The organism is Streptomyces lycii (genome assembly GCF_009735685.1).
GTDB classification, from domain to species: Bacteria; Actinomycetota; Actinomycetes; order Streptomycetales; family Streptomycetaceae; genus Streptomyces; species Streptomyces lycii.
The window spans coordinates 15392-33056 of sequence record NZ_WHPN01000264.1; the positions used below are offsets into that span (position 1 = coordinate 15392).

General features: G+C 69.6%; 22 protein-coding genes. 7 read left to right on the top strand and 15 right to left on the bottom strand.

Annotated elements, in window-relative coordinates; translation table 11 throughout:
- Window positions 1-322 precede the first annotated feature (322 nt).
- A complete protein-coding gene (locus GCU69_RS33635) occupies window positions 323-1180 on the top strand; it encodes a hypothetical protein (protein WP_235978437.1) in 858 nt (285 codons plus the stop codon).
- 155 nt (window positions 1181-1335) lie between these two features.
- Here GCU69_RS33635 and GCU69_RS12365 read toward each other — a convergent pair whose 3' ends face one another.
- From GCU69_RS12365 to GCU69_RS12430, 14 genes are all read right to left on the bottom strand, one after another.
- The gene (locus GCU69_RS12365) at window positions 1336-2595 is read right to left on the bottom strand and encodes a tyrosine-type recombinase/integrase (RefSeq protein ID WP_156206039.1); all 1260 of its coding nucleotides are present in this window, start codon (window positions 2593-2595) and stop codon (window positions 1336-1338) included.
- Between the two features lie 10 nt (window positions 2596-2605).
- Window positions 2606-2848: an excisionase family DNA-binding protein gene (locus tag GCU69_RS12370; RefSeq protein ID WP_235978438.1), complete on the bottom strand. Its 243-nt coding sequence runs from the start codon at window positions 2846-2848 to the stop codon at window positions 2606-2608.
- Window positions 2849-2901: 53 nt separating this feature from the next.
- Window positions 2902-3927, bottom strand: coding sequence for an AAA family ATPase (locus GCU69_RS12375; protein ID WP_156206041.1), 1026 nt, complete (start codon window positions 3925-3927; stop codon window positions 2902-2904).
- Window positions 3924-4784, bottom strand: a complete 861-nt coding sequence (locus GCU69_RS12380; RefSeq protein WP_156206042.1) for a bifunctional DNA primase/polymerase — start codon at window positions 4782-4784, stop codon at window positions 3924-3926. Before GCU69_RS12380 ends, GCU69_RS12375 begins: the two co-directional genes overlap by 4 nt.
- An 86-nt stretch (window positions 4785-4870) precedes the next feature.
- Window positions 4871-5122, bottom strand: a complete 252-nt coding sequence (locus tag GCU69_RS12385) for a hypothetical protein (RefSeq protein ID WP_156206043.1) — start codon at window positions 5120-5122, stop codon at window positions 4871-4873.
- Window positions 5119-5319: a hypothetical protein gene (locus GCU69_RS12390; protein WP_156206044.1), complete on the bottom strand. Its 201-nt coding sequence runs from the start codon at window positions 5317-5319 to the stop codon at window positions 5119-5121. Before GCU69_RS12390 ends, GCU69_RS12385 begins: the two co-directional genes overlap by 4 nt.
- Before the next feature lie 18 nt (window positions 5320-5337).
- Window positions 5338-5526: a hypothetical protein gene (locus GCU69_RS12395; protein ID WP_156206045.1), complete on the bottom strand. Its 189-nt coding sequence runs from the start codon at window positions 5524-5526 to the stop codon at window positions 5338-5340.
- A gap of 20 nt (window positions 5527-5546) precedes the next feature.
- Complete coding sequence (locus tag GCU69_RS12400) at window positions 5547-5798, bottom strand: hypothetical protein (protein ID WP_156206046.1); 252 nt, start codon at window positions 5796-5798, stop codon at window positions 5547-5549.
- 140 nt (window positions 5799-5938) lie between these two features.
- Complete coding sequence (locus GCU69_RS12405; protein WP_408055799.1) at window positions 5939-8209, bottom strand: cell division protein FtsK; 2271 nt, start codon at window positions 8207-8209, stop codon at window positions 5939-5941.
- A gap of 151 nt (window positions 8210-8360) precedes the next feature.
- Window positions 8361-8696 (bottom strand): hypothetical protein, encoded by a 336-nt coding sequence (locus GCU69_RS12410; RefSeq protein WP_156206047.1) that lies wholly within the window; start codon window positions 8694-8696, stop codon window positions 8361-8363.
- Window positions 8693-9694, bottom strand: coding sequence for a DNA cytosine methyltransferase (locus GCU69_RS12415; protein WP_156206048.1), 1002 nt, complete (start codon window positions 9692-9694; stop codon window positions 8693-8695). Before GCU69_RS12415 ends, GCU69_RS12410 begins: the two co-directional genes overlap by 4 nt.
- On the bottom strand, window positions 9691-10668 hold the full coding sequence (locus GCU69_RS12420; RefSeq protein ID WP_156206049.1) for a DUF2637 domain-containing protein: 978 nt from the start codon (window positions 10666-10668) through the stop codon (window positions 9691-9693). Before GCU69_RS12420 ends, GCU69_RS12415 begins: the two co-directional genes overlap by 4 nt.
- Complete coding sequence (locus GCU69_RS12425; RefSeq protein ID WP_156206050.1) at window positions 10665-11306, bottom strand: GGDEF domain-containing protein; 642 nt, start codon at window positions 11304-11306, stop codon at window positions 10665-10667. Before GCU69_RS12425 ends, GCU69_RS12420 begins: the two co-directional genes overlap by 4 nt.
- Entirely contained in the window at window positions 11303-11614 is a 312-nt protein-coding gene (locus GCU69_RS12430; protein WP_176604570.1) for a hypothetical protein, read from the bottom strand. The genes GCU69_RS12425 and GCU69_RS12430 overlap by 4 nt, the downstream gene beginning before the upstream one ends.
- A gap of 390 nt (window positions 11615-12004) precedes the next feature.
- Here GCU69_RS12430 and GCU69_RS12435 point away from each other — a divergent pair, with 390 nt between their 5' ends.
- From GCU69_RS12435 to GCU69_RS12445, 3 genes are all read left to right on the top strand, one after another.
- Entirely contained in the window at window positions 12005-12793 is a 789-nt protein-coding gene (locus GCU69_RS12435; protein ID WP_156206051.1) for a GntR family transcriptional regulator, read from the top strand.
- 2 nt (window positions 12794-12795) lie between these two features.
- Window positions 12796-13566 carry a glycosyltransferase family 2 protein gene (locus GCU69_RS12440; RefSeq protein ID WP_156206052.1) on the top strand — a complete coding sequence of 257 codons (771 nt, stop codon included), beginning with the start codon at window positions 12796-12798 and terminating at the stop codon, window positions 13564-13566.
- A gap of 671 nt (window positions 13567-14237) precedes the next feature.
- Entirely contained in the window at window positions 14238-14459 is a 222-nt protein-coding gene (locus GCU69_RS12445) for a hypothetical protein (protein WP_156206053.1), read from the top strand.
- A 233-nt stretch (window positions 14460-14692) separates the two neighbouring features.
- On the opposite strand, the gene GCU69_RS12450 is transcribed toward GCU69_RS12445, so the two are convergent.
- Window positions 14693-15262 (bottom strand): hypothetical protein, encoded by a 570-nt coding sequence (locus tag GCU69_RS12450; protein WP_176604571.1) that lies wholly within the window; start codon window positions 15260-15262, stop codon window positions 14693-14695.
- A 694-nt stretch (window positions 15263-15956) separates the two neighbouring features.
- Here GCU69_RS12450 and GCU69_RS32640 point away from each other — a divergent pair.
- The 3 genes from GCU69_RS32640 to GCU69_RS12460 all read left to right on the top strand — a co-directional run bounded on the left by GCU69_RS32640 (window position 15957) and on the right by GCU69_RS12460 (window position 17493).
- On the top strand, window positions 15957-16097 hold the full coding sequence (locus GCU69_RS32640) for a hypothetical protein (RefSeq protein ID WP_170315836.1): 141 nt from the start codon (window positions 15957-15959) through the stop codon (window positions 16095-16097).
- A 140-nt stretch (window positions 16098-16237) separates the two neighbouring features.
- Entirely contained in the window at window positions 16238-16531 is a 294-nt protein-coding gene (locus tag GCU69_RS12455; protein WP_098752981.1) for a Dabb family protein, read from the top strand.
- Between the two features lie 131 nt (window positions 16532-16662).
- Complete coding sequence (locus tag GCU69_RS12460) at window positions 16663-17493, top strand: RNA polymerase sigma factor SigF (protein ID WP_098752980.1); 831 nt, start codon at window positions 16663-16665, stop codon at window positions 17491-17493.
- The last annotated feature ends 172 nt before the right edge of the window (window positions 17494-17665 follow it).

Genomic DNA, 17665 nt, shown 5'->3' on the forward strand with positions numbered 1-17665 from the left:
CACGATCGGTTTCCTCATCGCGGTTTCCCCATGGTTGATCTTGGTTGGGATGCTTCTGCTTATCATCCCTGGACCGGTTCAACGCTGGGTGTCGACGTCCATTGAGCGCTTCGAGCGACGGCGCGCCGACTTGGGTCTGCGTCGAGCTGCTCCGCTTCTGACGCAGATACTGCTACTGCCACCTCGTATACAAGATCGAGTCGGCGGCCACGGATTGGCCGCTCTGTATGTAGTGCGGTGGTGGCGCGCCCGACCCCTGGCCGGGCCAATTAAGACAGTCCGGTTTTTCTTGCTGCTATTCGTCTTGGCGCACGTTGCTGACATGGCCGACTGGGAGAACTTAAGGTTGAGCGCTGATCCGGGACCGCAGCCCGGCATAGTGCAGGAACTGCTCAGCAACATTTTGGCTGTGCCGATTTCGGTGCGTGACTGGGATATGTCTGCGATCGGTAAGGTAACGGGGTTTCTCCTCTTCACCCTAATCCTGATCGTTGAAGTGCGAGTCATCAATCGCATGAACCTCAGCAATTCTGGCAACGGCGCGATGTATGCCGCCTATGACCTAGAAAGCCTCGACGGCTACCCGATCAAGGAAAGTGCGCGAACGGAGGACCGGCGCTCCTGGCCTGTCGTTGCACTGTTTACGGTCGCAGCTCAGTGCGCCACGGTTCTCCGTCGCTGGGAGGAAACCCAGCCGGACTGCCAGATCCCGCGAGTTTCCATGCAGCCGGTTGAGCGCGCCGTCTGGATGGCCCATCGCACCCGCCGAGCCAGAGCCAGACGGCACAATGAAAGGCAGTTCAAGACTCATGCCGCGCTGGTGGTGGGCGCGCTACGAAGGGCCGAAGCCCGGCAGGACTCCGAGCCGGGCCGCGCCCTTGAAGACCTCATCGTGATGTTGCTGACGATCGCCGAACGCTACGCCGAGGGCCGTGTCGACGACCTTCTCGACGCAGGCCAATTGGCCGGTGTGGCTCCGGCCGCACCAAGGGAACGCCTACGGCTTCTCGTGGTGGGCGCCGTGGTTGTGCTGGTCATGGCTGGTGCGTCCGTCATTGGATTGCCTGATGCTGCCCTCGTTCCTTTACTGCCGGCAGTGGTGCTGTTCGTTGCAGTCATCTTCAACCGCAGTCGGATACCAAGTGCTGGGCAGCTCACCGATTTCCTCATCCCTCGGTGAGGCCGGAGAACCTGCTGCAGCCCTCTCCGCTCACCACAGGACAGCATTATGGGCGGATAGCGCATCTTGAGTTGTAGCATCCTGGTCGGCACGTCAGCATGATCCGCGAGGGGGCCACCTCGACATTAAGCAGCCCCCTCGACTTATTTTATCAACTATGCGCGACCACTTGGACCGTCGATAGGACTGTTTCTTTCCGGTTCCCAGATGAGTCCATCGACCTGCCGGGCAACATCGCTACGGACGGAGTCCACCATGTGCTGATACCTCGCAGCCATGGCCGTGGAAGACCACCCCATCAGCCCCATGACGGCCCGCTCCGGTACTCCCAGGATGAGCAGCACCGTGGCCGCTGTGTGCCGGGCATCGTGCAACCGGCCGTCTCGAACCTTGGCGACGGACAACAGCTCCTTCCAGTCGTCGTAGTCCGTTCGGGGTGACGTTCCACGGCCGGTCTCGGTGGCGAAGAGCCAGCCCTCGTCTGTCCAGCGGTCGCCGGCCGCCGCCCGCTCGGCTTCCTGCCGGGCTTGGTGGGTGCGCAACAGGTCCACGAGCTGTTGGGGCAGTCCTACGGCCCGCCGCCCCGCGCGGGACTTCGTGTCGGCCGTCTCCGGGTTCGTCCGGCGCCGCTGCGGGCAGTACCCGGCTTTTCGCCCGCAGGTGTCACCGCAGCCGTGCGCGTACCGCGGCCGCCGTCGACTGCGGCGCACCATGATGACGCCGTTGTCGAGGTCGACGTCACTCCACTTGAGCCCGAGCGCTTCGCCCTGCCGGAGCCCGAGGGCGAGCGCCACGGCCCAGCGAGCGGCGTTGCGGCGGCGGTCCGCCGCCCGGAGCAGGCGGCGGACCTCTTCGACGGTGTACGGCTCGATCTCCTCTTCCCGGACGCGCGGCGCCTTGGCGAGCCGTACCGGATTCTGCCCGAGGTGCCCACGCCGTACCGCCTCGTTCAGGGCCGTGCGGAACGTCCGGTGCACCTGGTGAGCCGTGGCGGGCCTGCTGCCGGTCGCCTGCATCCTCGCGTAGAAGTGCTCGATGTGCTCCGGCTTGAGCCGGTCAAGGCGGTGCGCTCCGAGGCCGGGGATGAGGTGCTTCCGGACCGCGACACCGTAGCCGACCATCGTGTTCTCGTTGACGGCGAGCGGGGCAATGTTCTCGATCCAGTGCGTCAGCCAGGTCCTGACGGTCCAGGCCCGGCCCGGCTTCCGCACACTCTTGGCGTCACGCTGGCGCTCCAGGTCCCGCACAGCCGCGGTGACCTCGGCGCGGGTCTTCCGCTCGACATGGCGGCGGTCCGGCTTGCCGTCGTCTCGTACGCCGACGGTCACACGGCCGTGCCACTTGCCGTCCTTGCCGAGGTAAACCGATGACCGGCCGTTCGGCTGCCGGGTGCGCTTCCTGTTCTCATCTGTCATGGGGATCTCCTCAAACGGCCACGGTGTGAGCCGGGCGGTGGGGCTGGCGGCGACGGCTGTTCACGAATTCGGGAACGGCATCGGCCGGCACCCGGCGCAGCCCTCCGACCGTGATGGACTCCAGCTCGCCCGAGCGGATGAGCCGAAAGCAGACGGTCCGGCCGACGCTCAGGCGCCGGGCGGCTTCTTCGACGGTCAGCAGCACGACCGTGGGGTCGTAGGCCAGCTCACCGGATTCGGGCCGATCGCCCACGGTCCGGCCCTCCGGCTCGGCCGTGACATGTGACAGTGCGACAGCTGTGACAGTCATGACCCGCCCCCGTGTTCGGGAGCGCGGTAACCACCGTCGGCGCGCAAGAGCTGTGAGTCCGCGACCATGCGGGAACAGGTCTGGCGAACCAAGCTCGGGTCGATCCCGGTCGCCTCGGCGATGCCCTTGGGCTTGGCTCCCGGGTTCGCCCGGACGTAGCGCAGGACATCGGCGCGGGTGTCGCCGATGGTGTGGTCGGTGGCGGGGCCGTCGAGCAGCTGCCAGGCTCCGGCCGCCGCGTGGAACTGCAGCGCGTATTCGGCTTCGTCCACGTCGCGGCCGGTGACGTGTAGTACGCCGTCGGCCTTGCCGCGGGCCCGCTTGAGTACGAGCGTGGCGTCTGCGGCTCCGGCCAGTCCGTTGGTGCCGGAGACCTCGGTGAGGAAGTCGTCCGAGCCTGCCTTGCGGACGTGGTGGACCAGGACGACGGCGACGCCGTAGTGATCGGCGAGCCGCTTTGCGTGGCCGACGGCGGCATAGTCGGCGTCGTAGGCGGAGGCTCCGGGGGCGGAGGCGCCGCGCATCTTGGCGAAGACGTCGATGACGACCATGCGGGCGTCCGGGTTGCGGTCCAGCCAGTTGGCAATTGCCTCGTTCCCGCCCTGCGGAAGCGGCGGGCACTGGGTGGCCAGGGTCAGCCCGGCCGGGGCCGGGGCGCCGCCCAGGATCTTGCCCATACGGGACTGGAGACGGCGCGGCGTGTCCTCCAGGGCGAGGTAGAGCACCGGGCCGCCGTCGACGGGCACCGTGTCGAACGCCCGGCCGCCGGCCGCGACCGAGAGCCCGAGCCCGAGGGACATCCAGGACTTGCCGACCTTGGGCGGCCCGCACAGCAGGTTCACGCCCTCGGAGAGGATGCCGGGCACGGCCCATTTCGGCTCGGGGAACTCGGTGGCCATCAGCTCGGCCGCGCTCCAGGCGGTGCGGGTGCGCTCCCGCGAGCCGGGCTCGGCCGGGGCCGGGGGCGGACCCTCCGGCACGGAGTACAGGTGCTGCGGGGTGAGCGGGTCGAGGGTGGTCATGCCGCCACCTGCCGGGGGCGCCGCGCTCCGGCTCGCAGGCCGGAACGGATCGTGCGCTGCGTCTCGCCGGGCCTCTGCCCGACCTGAGCGGCGGCGTCGGCGAGCCAGGCCGCGACGGCGTCCTCGGCGAGCGCGCCCCCGGCAACAAGCTGTCCGAGGGCGACGGCGGCGAGGTACAGCGCGTTGTTGTGGCCGTCCGGGGGCGAGGTGGTCACGCGCTCCAGCTCGGCCGTCACGGCGGCGCGCAGGTAGGCGCCGCGGCGGTCGGTGGCCAGCGGCACCGCGATGGGCTTTTGCGGCGGCAGGGGTGCCGGGCGCAGCAGCTCGGCGAGCCAGCTCGGGAGCGGCGCGGGCTCGGTGTCGAGGGTGACGGCGTAGGACCGGCCGCCCACGATGCTCCCGGCCGCGACGACGTAGCCGCCGTGCGCGCGGGTGTCGACCTTCGGGGCGAGCTTGCCCGCGCTGTTACGCAGCTGCTCGCCCTCGGGAGCGGTGAAGTACAGGTGTGCGCCGCCGCTGCCCGTGGCGACCGTGTACGTCTCGGGCGGGTGCGGGGTGGCGGCCTTCTCCTGACACAGGGCACGGAAGGTGTCGGCGCCGTCCGGGCCGGTCTCCTCGGGGTGCTTGGGCCTGTCGAGGTCGACCACGACCAATCCGGAGGGACCGGCAGCGATGCCGATGTTGTACGGGGCGTGGGCCCAGCACCGGGCGATGCGGTCGGGGTCGGTGGTGGCCCGGGTCTCCCACGAGGTGATGACGGGGCGCTTGCCGCCGGGGATGAGGGGGAAGACGTGCCAGCCGCGTTCGGCGGCGGCCAGGGCGGTGCGGGGCAGCGCTGAAGCGCTGGGGTAGGGCATTCTGGTGTCTCCTTCTCGGCTTTCGGCCGGGTTGGGGACCGTGGCGGGCGACACTTCTTGGTCGGAGGCGCCCGCCACGGGCACAGCTAGGCCGCGTTGCGGCGGTGGGTCGGGAAATCCAGGACGGTCGCGAGCGGCTTCGGCGCGGGCTGGCGCGGCGCCTTGACCCGCCCGGCCGGTGGCGGCTCCGGTGCCTCGGGTACGGGCTGGAAGGCGGCGCAGGCGGCGGCCTCGGCCTCGTCCCGGCGGCGGGCCCGTCGGTGGCCAGCCACGCAGACCGGTCCGGCGATGGCGGCGGGGGCGATGAGCACGGCCGCCGCGATGAGGTCGGCGCTCACGGGGTGTCTCCCTTCACGGTGTCGAGGAGTTCGGGCAGGGTGCCGCCGACGGCGGCCAGGCGCTCGGCGATGGCCTGCCAGGAATCCGGGTCGATGCTCATCAGCCCGTGGACGGCGGCCGGGAGGTCGCCCCGGGCGTGCGCGTTGAGGGCGTCCCGAAGCTCTCCGGCGGCCATGAGCGTGATGCGTTCGGGCATGGGCGGTGCCTCCGTCTCTCAGAGGTCGCGGACCGCGTCGACCACGGCGCGGGTGAGGTCGGTGACCGGCTCGGCCGCCCCGGTGCTGGCGAGGTAGAAGCCGAACATCACGGCGATGAACGCGGAGCCGTAGCCGAGGGATTTGAACTTCAGCAGCGCGGCCAGGGCGGCGCCGAAGAGGACGACGAGCGAGATGGTGACGACCATGACGGGGTCTCCTTGTCGGGTCAGCGGGTGCCGTCGCGGTGGATGCGGGCGGCGAGGTTGAACAGGTGGCGTCCGATGCGGATGCGCTTGCGGTCGCCTCGGCAGCGGCGGCAGGTGCGGCCGGGCTTGAGCCGTCCGCGCCGGTCGCGCTTGAGCTGGTAGCCGAAGCCACGGCAGCGGCGGCAGTTGCCGAACGGCGAAACCGCACACAAAGCGCTGTAACCGAGCGTGACGAATATGAGGAGTAGGGCAGCGAACGCGGCGAGGGTCACGAAGGGCCTCCAGGGCGGTTTTCGGGTGGTGTCGCAGGTGGGCCGCTACTTGATGACGGGCTGATCAGCGGCGGTACGGGTCGCTAGCGGGGTCGCTACCGGTAGCGGGTGCTGTTGCTGCCGGTAGCGACCCCGGACGGTCAGCTCGCGTCGCGCTTCTTGTCGCGCTCCGTAATCGCTGTGGTGATGTCGGCGCGGACGATGCCGCGCTTGTTCACCCGCTCGCCGTCGATGCGGCGGCTGATCTGCTGAGTCCTGATCCGGTACGGCTTGAGCGCTGTGGTGAGCTGCTCGGCCTTGGCCTTGGGCTCCATCTCCGCCCACGGGCCGTAGACCTCCGGCCGCAGCTCGGCCAGCCGGTCCACCACGGCCTCGGACCACACCTTGGGCTCATCGCCCGGGACGACGGCGGCGATGTCGTCCAAGAGGGTGTCGGCCGTTTCCCGGCGCTCCGGGGTCTGGCCGGCCGCCATGCCCGTCAGGGTCCCTGCCTTGATGCGCGCTTGCCTTGCCCGGTCGCAGATCAGGTCGGCGGCTGGGTTGTCGACGTAGTACGTGCGCACGATCTGCGGGTCGTCGGCGGCTCCGGCGAGGTAGCCGATGCCCTTGTCGGACCTGGTGAACGAGGTCGCCCGGATGCCGTTCTTGTACATCGAGGTGCCCAGAATCATGTCGTTTTCGGTCTGGCCCATGACACGCAGGCAGAACCGCATCCCGACGCTCGCGCTGATGGCGGTGGGCAACGAGTCGCGGTCCGGGCGCTGGGTGGCGAGCAGCAGGATGACGCCCAGGGCCCGGCCGCGCTTGATGATGGCCGTGCACAGGGCACCGGCTTCCTTGCCGTAGGTCTCGTTGGCGAACAGCTCCTGGCACTCGTCGATCGCCAGCACCAGCGGATGCAGCCCGAGCGAGCGGTTCCCCGCGAGAGCGGGCGTGACCTTGTTCTCCGGGCACTTGTCCTTGGGCAGCGAGGCGATCACCTTCGCGCGCCGCTCCAGGTCCGCATGGACGTACCGGATGGAGTCGAGCGCCGCGGCGCAGGTGGCGTCGTCAGGGCCGGAGCCGTAGTCGGCGGCGACCTTCTTGCCGATCGGGTCCAGGTCACCGGTGCCCTTCAGCTCCCAGACCAGCAGCTCGGCCAGCGGGTCGAGCGCGGCGGCCAGCAGCGGCGTGCGCAGGGAGAACGTCTTGCCCATGCCCGGCATGGCGCCGACCAGCAGGTTGTCGTACATCAGCGTCACGTCGACCCGCCGGCCGCGCTGGTCGGTGCCGAACGGCAACGGCTTGAACAGCGAGGCGGCACCGTTCTTTGCCAGCGGCCAGACGGCCGGGGGCACCTTGTTGAGCGCCTTGTCGCCCACCCACAGCACCATGCGCCCGGCGTGCTCATCCGGGACCGGCTCCGGCCACACGCAGCCCAGCGGGCGCCGCAGGCCGGAGGCCAGCCGCTCGCGGCGGTCGAGGATGTCCGCGACCGTCACGCCGTACGGGAGGTCGACGTCCGCGCGCCAGCCGGGTCCGTCGCGGGTGATGGGAGCGGGGAACTTGATGCCGTCCCCGCCCTTACCCAACGCCTTGTTGATCTCGGCGTGCCCCAGGGCGCCCAGGGCGCGTTCCACGATGGTGGACGTCAGCTTCTCCACCTCGGCGTTCACCACGGCGCGGGTGATGACGGGGCGGTCGGCGGGCGCTCCGGCGAAGCCGAATGCGGCAACCGTGGCGGCCACGGCGACGGCCAGCAGCCAGCCGGGGGCGAGAACGTAGAGGGCGAGAGCGGCGGCGGGGCCGACGATCAGGGCGAGGGTGAACAGGATGCCGCGCATCCGTACCCGCGCGTCCCGCTGCCGGGACAGCTTGAGGTAGTCGGCCGCGTCCTCCCGCCGTACGGCGGCCAGCCGGACCGGCTCGCCCTCGGCGTCGGCCACCCACCGCAGCGAGCCGCCGATGAACCGCGCCACGCCGACCGGGGCCCGTGCGGCGAGCGTCCCGGCGTAGAGCGGCAGCCGGACGGCATGGAAGGCCAGGGAGTGACCGGTGTGCCCGGCCAGCCACCCGAGCGCGTCAAGGAACTCCGGCTTCGACCGCGCCCAGGCCGGGATCACGTCCCGGCGCTTAGCGGCCCGGATACGGTCCATCAGCCCCGGGCCGGTCGGCTCTGGGGAGTCGACCATCACTGGCCGGTCGTCGTCCGACTCCGACACCGGCGTATCGGGCCGGGAGTCGGACGACTCGCCAGCCGACCCGTGCGGGGCGCGGTCGGCCGACTGGTCGGCGGTCGGGTCGGCCGACTCGGTGCGGGCCGACCGTGCCTTGCCGAGGTCGACCACGTCGGCCCCGGAGTCAGCGGTCATGTCGGCTTCGAGTCGCGCGAACAGCTCCCGCTCATGGTTGTTGTCGTCTGCGTGCTTCACTGGGACTTCCTTCCTCAACGGGAGGGGTAGGTCGGGGCTCGGTCATCGCTTTGGTCGGTTGAGAACCGGGCCCCGGCGGGTGTTGAACCTAGGGCCGCTTGAGCCCTGGAACCCTGAGAAGAAATCAGGGCTGATTGGCGCTCAGGGTTGGCTACAGGTCGAACAGGCCGCACTGATCAATCGGGGTCGGGGGAAGCTGCTTGCGGGCCCGCCGGGCGGCGGTGGTGTGGCAGTCGGAGCACCAGGCGCGCAGCTCGCCGGCCGGGAGCCGGGCCGCGGCCACATCGGTGGCGAGCGGGTCGACGGGTGCGGCCATGAGCCGGACCAGGTGCCCGTGTTTGCTGGTGTAGTGGTCGTGCTCGTGCGGGCACCGGCCCTCGCCCTTGGTGTGGGGGCTGCCGCAGGCGCCCTCGCACTGGCAGCGGTAGCCGGCCGTCTCCATCACCGTGGTGAACACGGCGGCGCCGACGATGGGACGGGACTTCACGCCGCCACCCCCCGCGTGCCAGCTTTCGCGCGGCTTCGGAGCAGCCGCAGGGCGACAGCCGCTTGCAGCGGGACGACGCCGTTGCCCAGTGCCTTGAGCTGAGCGGTGCGCGACAGGCCCGGCACGGCGGTGACGTGACCGGCCTCCAGGCCCATCATCCATTCCACGAACGCGGGGCTCAGGCGTCCTCGATCGTCAGTTGCCCAGGGGGCACGACGGCCCGTGACCGCCTCCCACCGCGCGACGGCCGGGGCGTACTCGCCCCAATCCGGTGCGCCGCCGACGGTAGCGCCAGGTCGCCCTTGCTGCCGCGTTGGTTCGGGCCGCCCTTCTCCCCGTCCGACGCGCGCGGCGTCGGCAGCAGGGAAACGACCGTCCGAAGGTCCGGGCCGCCCTCCCCGTGCTCGCCGGTTCCGTTGGTGTCCGAGGTCCGCGGCGTCGGCAGCAGCGTCACCACGTTCGGCAACTGATCCGCGTATCCCCTCCCCTTGCCGTCGCGGGCGCGGGGCGTCGGCAGCCGTGGCGAGGACGATGAGCCGGCGGCGCTGATGGCACGCGCCGACCTGGTCCGCGCGTACAACGCACCACTCAACATCGAACCCGAGGTCGGCAAGGTCGCACAGGACAGTGTCGAAGCCGAGTCGAAGGTGGTTCGCGACGTTCTCAAAGATCGCGTATCGGGGTCGTAGAACCCCAAGGGCACGGGCAATGTGTGGCCAGATGTGCCGGGCATCCTCGGTCCCCTTCCGCCGACCCGCGGTACTGAACGGCTGGCACGGATAACCGCCGATGTAGATGTCGACCGGCTCGACCTCACACCAGTCGGCCACCGTGATGTCCCCGAGGTTGATCACCTCGGGGTGGTGGTGGGCCAGGATGCGTGCGGCGCCGGGGTCGTTGTCCGCCACCCACGCGAGCGAGCCGCCGAACACCTGCTGTACGGCGATGTCCAGCCCGCCGTAGCCGGTGCACACCGAGCCGATCCGCCAAGCGCTCATGCCGCCGCTCCGTCCTCGTCGACCGAGTGCAGACCGCGACCGCCGGCCCGCTCGCCAAGCAGCCGATCCCGTAGAACCCGGGAGCTGGCAGCCGAGCAGTGCAGCGTCGTGCGGATCGCCTCCGCGTTGATCGCCTCGTTCTTCCACTCGGCCGTGACCTCGCGAGCTTCGGCCAGCAACTCAGCCGGCGTACGGGCCGGCTTGGGCTTCGCCTTGCCGCTGGTCTTGCGGGAACGACGCTTGGGCTTCTCCTGCTCCTGGTCCTGCTTTTCGTCGGCCGCCTCCGGCTCGGTGTCGGAGGGGGCCAGTTCACCGAGCTTGAGCAGCACGCGGGTGCGGCGCGGGGTGCGCTTGCGCCAGCGTCGCCCGTAGCGCTCGCGCAGCTCGGCACGGTCCAGCTGGCGTTGCCGCTCGCGGGTGAGCGCTTCGGTGTAGGAGGTGATCTCCCACAGCGTCATGCGCCGCCACAGAGCGAACGTCGAGACCGGGGCCAGCAGCCAGCGGGAGCGGCGGATCTTCTCCATCCGGCGCCCGGTCACCGCGCCGATGCGGGAGGCGTAGACGTGGGCGGCGATCTCGGAGAGCACCACCCACAGCAGCGGCATCGTGCCGTGCGCCAGCTTCGCCGACAGGGTGTGCCCGGCCGCGACGTTGAGCCAGCAGGTGACCAGCGTCAAGGCCCAGGGCACGAAGCGGACCCAGGCGAGCGGCATGTTCACCCGGATCAGCAACAGGTTGGCGGCCGTGAACACCGGGATCGCCACGTCGATACCGACGGGCAGCATCCACGGCGCCCCGAACCCCCACCGCTCGGCAGCGCCCGCGACGGCGTCGAAGGAGGAGACGAGACCGAGGATGCCGACCGCGCCGGCCGCCACCGCGACCGAGCCGAGAAGCCCTCGTTCCGGCTTGGACAGCGGCGGCACCCCGGCCGCCTCCGTCTCGGGTGCGGGCTTGGTGAGATCGATGCTCATCGGTCGGCACCCCCGTGGGCGCCCGGTCGTCCGGCGCGGCGGCCGTTGACGGTCGGGTGCGGCTCGGTGGTGTCGTCGGCGATGTGGTAGCCGCCGCCGTTCTGCTTGGCCGCGTACATCGCCTCATCGGCCCGCCTCAGCAGCCAGGGCAGATCTCCCGGCGGCCGGGCGGACCACGCGGCACCGATGGATGCGCCCAGGGCCAGCGGGCGCCCCTCGTAGGCCACCGGCTCGCACAGCCGCTGGTGCAGCTGCTCCAGCTCCCACGCGAGATCCGCCGGGCTGTAGACCGGGGCCACGGCGGCGAACTCGTCGCCACCGAGCCGCGCGACCTGTCCGGCGTTGTCGGCGGACCAGTCGGCCAGGCGCCTGCCGATCGCGCTCAAGGCGGTGTCCCCGGCCGCGTGGCCATGGGAGTCGTTGAGGACCTTGAAGCCGTCGAGGTCGACCACGAGCACGGCACGCGGCCCGTACGCCAGCAGGCGGCGGGCGTCCGTCTCGAAGGTCTCGCGCGTTGCCAGACCGGTCAGCGGGTCCCGGCGTGCGGCGGCCAGCTTCCGGCGCATCCACATCGTGTGCAGGGACCAGGCGGCGGCCGTGGGGGCCGCGGCCGCGAGTGCGGGGAGCAGGGTGCTCATGCCGCCACCGCCCCACGGTGGCCGGCGGACCGGCTCTTGCGGCCGCTCGGCAGCGGGTGCACCTTCAGCAGCTGCGGGGCGTAGGTCTCGATCGCCTCGGCAGCGATCTGGCTCACCCGGTCCGGCAGGCCGGGGTCGTCGGCGAGGATGTCGCGGGCGGCGTCCAGCCGGGCGGCGCGCTCCTCGTCGGTTTCGTTCTCCTCGCCGAGCCACAGCTCAAGCGGGGTGCCGAGTGCCAGCTCGGCGAACTCGGTCGGCGTCAGGGCCTCACGGTCCCCGACGAAGGTGCGGGTACGCGCAGAGCGCATGGTCAGCTCCTCGTTACGTCGGTGGGTTGGGGAGCCGTGGCGGCCGACACTGCTTGGTCGGAGGCGACCGCCACGGTGCAGGGCAGTTCAGAGATGCGTCGCCCCGTGGAGCGGAGCGAACGGGTGCACGGCCTTTGCCGTGCGGGCCGCCTTTTCGGAGGAGGCGGTGACCTCGTCACGCTGTTCAGTTCTGAAGCAACCGGCGCTGCCTTCGGCCCCTTTCACAGGGCCTTCCGGGCGCAGAGCAGCTGAGGGCACAAGATCCCTAGAGATCCTGTCCTCAACTCCTCTTTAGGAGTTGCCATGACTATGCCGCACCACCCGAAGGTCGTCAACACCTCTTGAGGACTTATGCTGAGACGGACGACGATCAGGGATGGGTGAGCACGGATGGCGAAGGCGTACGAGCGCATCGCGGACGATCTGCGCGGGCAGATCCGAACCGGTCAGCTACAGCCCGGGGCACGACTCCCCGCGGAGACGAAGCTCGTGGAGCAGTACAAGAAGAGCCTGCCGACCATCCGCCAGGCGCTGAGCACGCTGCAAGCCGAAGGGCTGATCGAGAAACAGCACGGCCGGGGCAACATCGTGCGCAAGCCGCGCCGCCTGGTGGAGCGGCGCAACGACCGGCACCAGTGGGAGAAGGACCGGGCGCGCGAGCCTGAACCCAAGCGCCGGGAGACAGGCGCCACTGAGCACGACACGGGCCTGTCTGTGTCCGATCTTGTCTTCAACGCGGAGTACCGGACCACCGAGGCCGGCCCGGATCTGGCACAGGTCTTCGGCGTTCCGGAGGGCACGCAGCTGCTCGAACGCATCTTCCGAACGAGGTACAGGGAAGAAGACGCACCGTTCAACGTGTCGCACTCGTACCTGCTCTACGACCTGGCCGCCAAGAACCCTGATCTGCTCGATGAGTCCTACGAACCCTGGCCGGGCGGCACACAGAACCAGCTGCACACGGTGGGCGTCGAGCTTGACCGCGTCGAGGAACGCGTCACGGCCCGGCCGCCGACCGTCGAGGAGATCGAGGACCTGGGCCTGACGTCCGGCACCGCCATCCTGGTCCTGCGAAAGGTGTGCATCGACATCAACGACCGCGTGGTGGAGGTATGCGACGTGACCTTGCCGGGAGACCGAACAGAGATGGTCTTCACCACCCCACTGGCACGGTGGTGACCATGACCAAGCTGATCTCGATCGTCACCGCCGTCCACGCGCCCGGCGCCCAGCACCTACCGGACGCCTACAAATCGGTAGCCGAACAGCAGCTACCGGACGGCTGGGACTGGCAGTGGATCATCCAAGAAGACGGCGAGACGGACGCCGTTTCCGGCTGGGTGCCAGACGACCGCCGGGTCAGCTTCGCCCAGGGGCGACCGGGCGGCCCGGCCATGGCGCGCACGATGGCGCTGTCACGCTGCGACGGCGAGTACATCAAGGTCCTGGACGCCGACGACATGCTCACCCCCGGCGCTCTCGCTCGCGATGTACAAGCCCTGTCCGGGCCGACGGGCGCCAGCTGGGCAACGTCCCGAGTGCTCGATCTCCTGCCCGACGGTTCCACGGCCGGGTTCGACCAGGACCCGCCAGAGGGCCCGATCGAGCGAGGCACCGTCCTCGAACACTGGAAGGCTCACGACTTCCGGGCTCCGGTCCACCCGGCAACGCTTTGCGTGCGACGTGACCTGCTCTTGGCCCTGGGCGGCTGGATGGCGCTGCCGGCCTCCGAGGACACCGGGCTTCTGCTGGCGCTCAACGCGGTCAGCCGCGGTTGGTTCACCGCAGAAACCGGACTGATGTACCGGAAGTGGCCGGGGCAGATGACCGGCCAGGCAGCGCACAGCCACGAGGCTGAGCGTTCCGCGCGCATGGCGGTGATTGCAGCTCGCGCGGATGTTCTGACGGCCATTCCCGGCTGGCGGTTCGACTTGGCACCTGAAGAGCGCTGAGCGGCGGCTGTCCGGTCACGCATGGTGTAGGCCGAGAAGGGCATCTCACGCGTCAGGGTCCACAAGTGGGTGCCTAGGGGGAGCAGGGCACACCGCTCCAGCCTTCCACGCACGACAACGCACCGCACACCGGCGACAACTGCCACCGAGGTGCGCCGCCGGACCAGGACCGAAGTCTCAGTTCCCCCGGCCTCGGCGATCCTGAGCCTGGCTGCCTCCGCCCGCGAACCGAATCCTGGTTCACCACAACCACCACCGCTGCGGCACCGCGCCTGGCGGCCCCCCCCCACGTGAACAGCCCTGCGGGTCAATACCCGTTGCCGGACTGATAGGAACGGCTGACGGTCGTCCCGCTGACGCTGCAGGATTGTCCTATGGGCCCTGCATTCAGTGACCGTGCGGACAGCGACAGTGACTGGCGTCGTTGGAGGCAGCTCGGTTATGAGTACGACCTGCACTCCGGGCAGCCCATGGGACGGAGGCGTTGGCCTGCCGCACCCATGCCACCGCGCCGAGCCGGGATTTCTCGGCGTACCGGCGTCGAACTGTTCACGGTGGTCGCAACAGTTGCTTTGGTCCCTTTCATTCAGTCACTTGCCACACAGGCAGGAGTGCAGGTCCTGGAGAGCCTGCGGCGCAGGCGCTTGCGTCGTGCAGTGCAGCATCCGGGATTGGACCAGGTTGCCTACTTCGGCGCGAAGTCGATTCTCGTGGTCGAGGAGAGGGCCGGAGTCTCGTTCCTTGTGCCTGGAGGCCTCCCCAACGATGCCCTCGATGCGCTGACAAGGGCCGACTTGATGGCGTTGGCTGCGCCAGATCCCGAGGACGGGAAGGTTGTCATATGGTGGGATGGCGATTCCAGGGAGTGGCGGCGATCAGTCGAGGCCGGATGAACAGCGACCGCCAGCGGCTCAACGAATGACGGGCGCGCCGCGACGCGACTCGCCTGCACACCGAGCACTTCACCACCGCTGTGTCCTCGCTTGGTGGAGACTCCGCCGCCGTACGCCTCGCTGGTCTCCACTCCCTGGCCGGCCTGGCCGATGACGCCGCTATCCGGGACCTCGGCCGGACGTGTATCGACGTTCCTTGTGGCCCGCCCCCGGCCGTGTAACACGGACCCCGGTCAGCAACCTTCACGATCGTCATGACCGCGCGCATCGGGCAGCAGCAGCCCTCGGGACGTGTGCTCTTCCCCCGCAAAGGCTCCACTGACCCCGAGGTCCACCCGCGCGCACTCATGGAACCGATTGATCGCCGCAAAGGCCGTGGCGTGCAGCTCGCGCCACTCCTCCAAAGTGCCGGCCACGGCACCCCGGGCCTGCCACCCGATGGCGGCCGTCGCCTCCTGTACAGCGTGAGCAGCTTCGATGACGGAGTCACCGGCGAGCATCATCACCCGTTCGAACGCCAGACCCTGCGCGGTGCTCGCGTCTGTGAGGTCCATCGTCAGCTCGTGCTCGCTCCGGGGGACGGTCCGCATCTGCTCCCGCACCTCGTACACCAAAACGGCGGCATAGATAGAAGCGCGCACCTGCCCCACGTACGCGGAGTACGCGTCGAGCTTCTTCTCGTCCCACCGCGTCATCAGCTGACGCTCATGCCTCGCCCGCTCGATCAAATGGGTGGTGACATGAGTCGTGATCGCTCCTAGAAGCACAGCCGCGATGGTCACCAGCTGGCCGACCGCTTCCATTCGTCCCCCGCTCGCCCCGGCAACTCGGCCGCACGATCCTAGGGGGTGCTCACGGTCAGTGCCCGGCTCACTCCCGCATCATGCTCAGGTACAAGCGGCTGCAACACTCAGGGGCGTCACACCTGTCGCACTGTCGCGCCATACCTATGACCTGCGGAAAGCAGCGCGGCTTGAAGGCGGCGAGGCGTCACACCCAGGTGTTACAGCCCACCCGGCTTGCCGGGTGCGGAGAAGGGGCGCAGCCGCTGTGCGGCTCCCTCTCGTGCTGTGGCCCGTCTCAGTTCCCGTCTCATTCATGGACGTCCAGAGCCGTTCATCCGCGTACAGGGGAGGCCGACGGGTCCGGCTCCCGCACAGGTGTGAACGGGGATGAACACCGCCGGACAGCGTCCGGAACCGTTCGAACAAACCTCGAAAGCGAGTGAGGGGGCAACTCCTCCGTGGGTTCAAATCCCACCGCTACCGCTCTTCGCGAAGGGCCCCGCCGGTGCGGCGGGGCCCTTCGCGCGTCTCCGTCCGCGACGCCGCCGCCCCGTCCACGGCGCCGGTCCGTTGATCCCGCGGTTCCCCGCCACGTACGCTCGGTCCGCCCGCGGCGCACGTGCGGATACACTCACGCGACTGCTCAGGGGGCAGACCGCGTAAGGCTGGAGCAGGGAGGCCACTCGCCATGGCGCAGGCGAAGAAGATCGGCGTGTACATACTCATCGTGTTCGTGCTGTACACGATCATCACGTCGCCCGGCCGCGCCACCGACCTCGTCGGAGTGGCCTTCGAATCGATATCCAGCGCGGCGCAGGGAGTCGGCGAGTTCATGTCCGAGCTGGTCAACTGACACCGGTCGCCGGCCACCGCCGCCCCGGCACCCACCGGGCCGGCACCGACCGGGCCCGTGCACCCCGCCCCGGCACACCCCGTCCCGCACACCCCGAGCAGCCCCGCACCGGGCCACCGCGCGCCCGCTAGGAGACTCCCGTGATCCGCCACCTGGTCCTCTTCAAGCTCAACGACGGCGTGACCCGTGACGACCCCCGGGTCCTCGCCGGGGTCAAGGCGTTCGAGGAGCTGGGCGGGCTCGTACCGGAGCTGGCGTCCTGGGAGTGCGCCTGGAACATCACGGACCGGCCGATCGCCTACGACTACGCGATCAACTGCACCGTCGCCGACACCGCCGCCCTCCAGCGCTATCTGGACCACCCGGCGCATCAGGCGGGGGTCGCCCTGTGGCGCGAGTTCGCCACCTGGGTGATCGCCGACTACGGGATCTGACCCCCCGCCACGCCCCTCGAACAGCCACAACAGGCCCCGGACACGGTGTGGTCCGGTGCTTGCACAGAGTGCACATGTCTTGTGATGCTATGACCGCTTTTGCCATGTGTTGAACTCTGTGAAGGGGTGGCATGACCGCTTCGGCCCGCACTGCACCCGTGACGCCCTTCCGGAGCGACGCCGGCCGGGCCCGGGAGAAGCGCGCCGCCGACACCCGTGCCCTCACCCAGGTCCTCTTCGAGCAGCTCTCCGGGCTCACCCCGGGCAGCGCGGAGCACGCCCGCGTGCGCAGCGCCCTGATCGAGGTGAACCTCCCCCTCGTGCGGTACGCCGCCGCCCGCTTCCGCAGCCGCAGCGAGCCGATGGAGGACGTCGTCCAGGTCGGCACCATCGGCCTCATCAACGCCATCGACCGGTTCGACCCGGAGCGCGGCGTGCAGTTCCCCACCTTCGCGATGCCGACCGTCATCGGGGAGATCAAGCGGTACTTCCGGGACAACGTGCGCACCGTCCACGTACCGCGCCGGCTGCACGAGTTGTGGGTGCAGGTGAACGGGGCCACCGAGGACCTGACCGTGCTGCACGGCCGGTCCCCGACGACCGCGGAGATCGCCGAGCGGCTGAAGATCCCGGAGGAGGACGTGCTCGCCTGCATCGAGGCCGGCCGGTCCTACCACGCCGCCTCGCTGGAGGCCGCGCAGGAGGGCGACGGGCTGCCCGGGCTGGTCGACCGGCTCGGCTACGAGGACCCGGCGCTGGCCGGGGTGGAGCACCGCGACCTCGTACGGCATCTGCTCGTCCAGCTCCCGGAGCGCGAGCAGCGCATCCTGATGCTCCGTTACTACAACAACCTGACGCAGTCGCAGATCAGCGCGGAGCTCGGGGTCTCGCAGATGCACGTGTCCCGGCTGCTGTCCCGGAGCTTCGCCCGGCTCCGATCCGCAAATCGAATCGACACATAGCCGGAAAGAGGGATCTTCCGGGCTGCTTCCTGCACTAATAAATCGACAAGGCGCTACAGCGTGTTGCCGACATGTGACATTCTGCTGGAACCGCGTTTGGCGCGGCTCCTGTTCCGGTATTCAGGTGAAGGCTGCATTCCTCATCCGGGGAAGGCCGCTGCGACCCGTCCGC

What these genes read in the sequence shown, in the direction of transcription:
- GCU69_RS33635 (WP_235978437.1), top strand. Translation starts at nt 323, where the DNA reads ATGGCCGACTGGGAGAACTTAAGGTTGAGCGCTGATCCGGGACCGCAG.
- GCU69_RS12365 (WP_156206039.1), bottom strand. Translation starts at nt 2,595, where the DNA reads ATGACAGATGAGAACAGGAAGCGCACCCGGCAGCCGAACGGCCGGTCA.
- GCU69_RS12375 (WP_156206041.1), bottom strand. Translation starts at nt 3,927, where the DNA reads ATGACCACCCTCGACCCGCTCACCCCGCAGCACCTGTACTCCGTGCCG.
- GCU69_RS12380 (WP_156206042.1), bottom strand. Translation starts at nt 4,784, where the DNA reads ATGCCCTACCCCAGCGCTTCAGCGCTGCCCCGCACCGCCCTGGCCGCC.
- GCU69_RS12390 (WP_156206044.1), bottom strand. Translation starts at nt 5,319, where the DNA reads ATGCCCGAACGCATCACGCTCATGGCCGCCGGAGAGCTTCGGGACGCC.
- GCU69_RS12395 (WP_156206045.1), bottom strand. Translation starts at nt 5,526, where the DNA reads ATGGTCGTCACCATCTCGCTCGTCGTCCTCTTCGGCGCCGCCCTGGCC.
- GCU69_RS12415 (WP_156206048.1), bottom strand. Translation starts at nt 9,694, where the DNA reads ATGAGCGCTTGGCGGATCGGCTCGGTGTGCACCGGCTACGGCGGGCTG.
- GCU69_RS12420 (WP_156206049.1), bottom strand. Translation starts at nt 10,668, where the DNA reads ATGAGCATCGATCTCACCAAGCCCGCACCCGAGACGGAGGCGGCCGGG.
- GCU69_RS12425 (WP_156206050.1), bottom strand. Translation starts at nt 11,306, where the DNA reads ATGAGCACCCTGCTCCCCGCACTCGCGGCCGCGGCCCCCACGGCCGCC.
- GCU69_RS12430 (WP_176604570.1), bottom strand. Translation starts at nt 11,614, where the DNA reads ATGCGCTCTGCGCGTACCCGCACCTTCGTCGGGGACCGTGAGGCCCTG.
- GCU69_RS12435 (WP_156206051.1), top strand. Translation starts at nt 12,005, where the DNA reads ATGGCGAAGGCGTACGAGCGCATCGCGGACGATCTGCGCGGGCAGATC.
- GCU69_RS12440 (WP_156206052.1), top strand. Translation starts at nt 12,796, where the DNA reads ATGACCAAGCTGATCTCGATCGTCACCGCCGTCCACGCGCCCGGCGCC.
- GCU69_RS12450 (WP_176604571.1), bottom strand. Translation starts at nt 15,262, where the DNA reads ATGGAAGCGGTCGGCCAGCTGGTGACCATCGCGGCTGTGCTTCTAGGA.
- GCU69_RS12460 (WP_098752980.1), top strand. Translation starts at nt 16,663, where the DNA reads ATGACCGCTTCGGCCCGCACTGCACCCGTGACGCCCTTCCGGAGCGAC.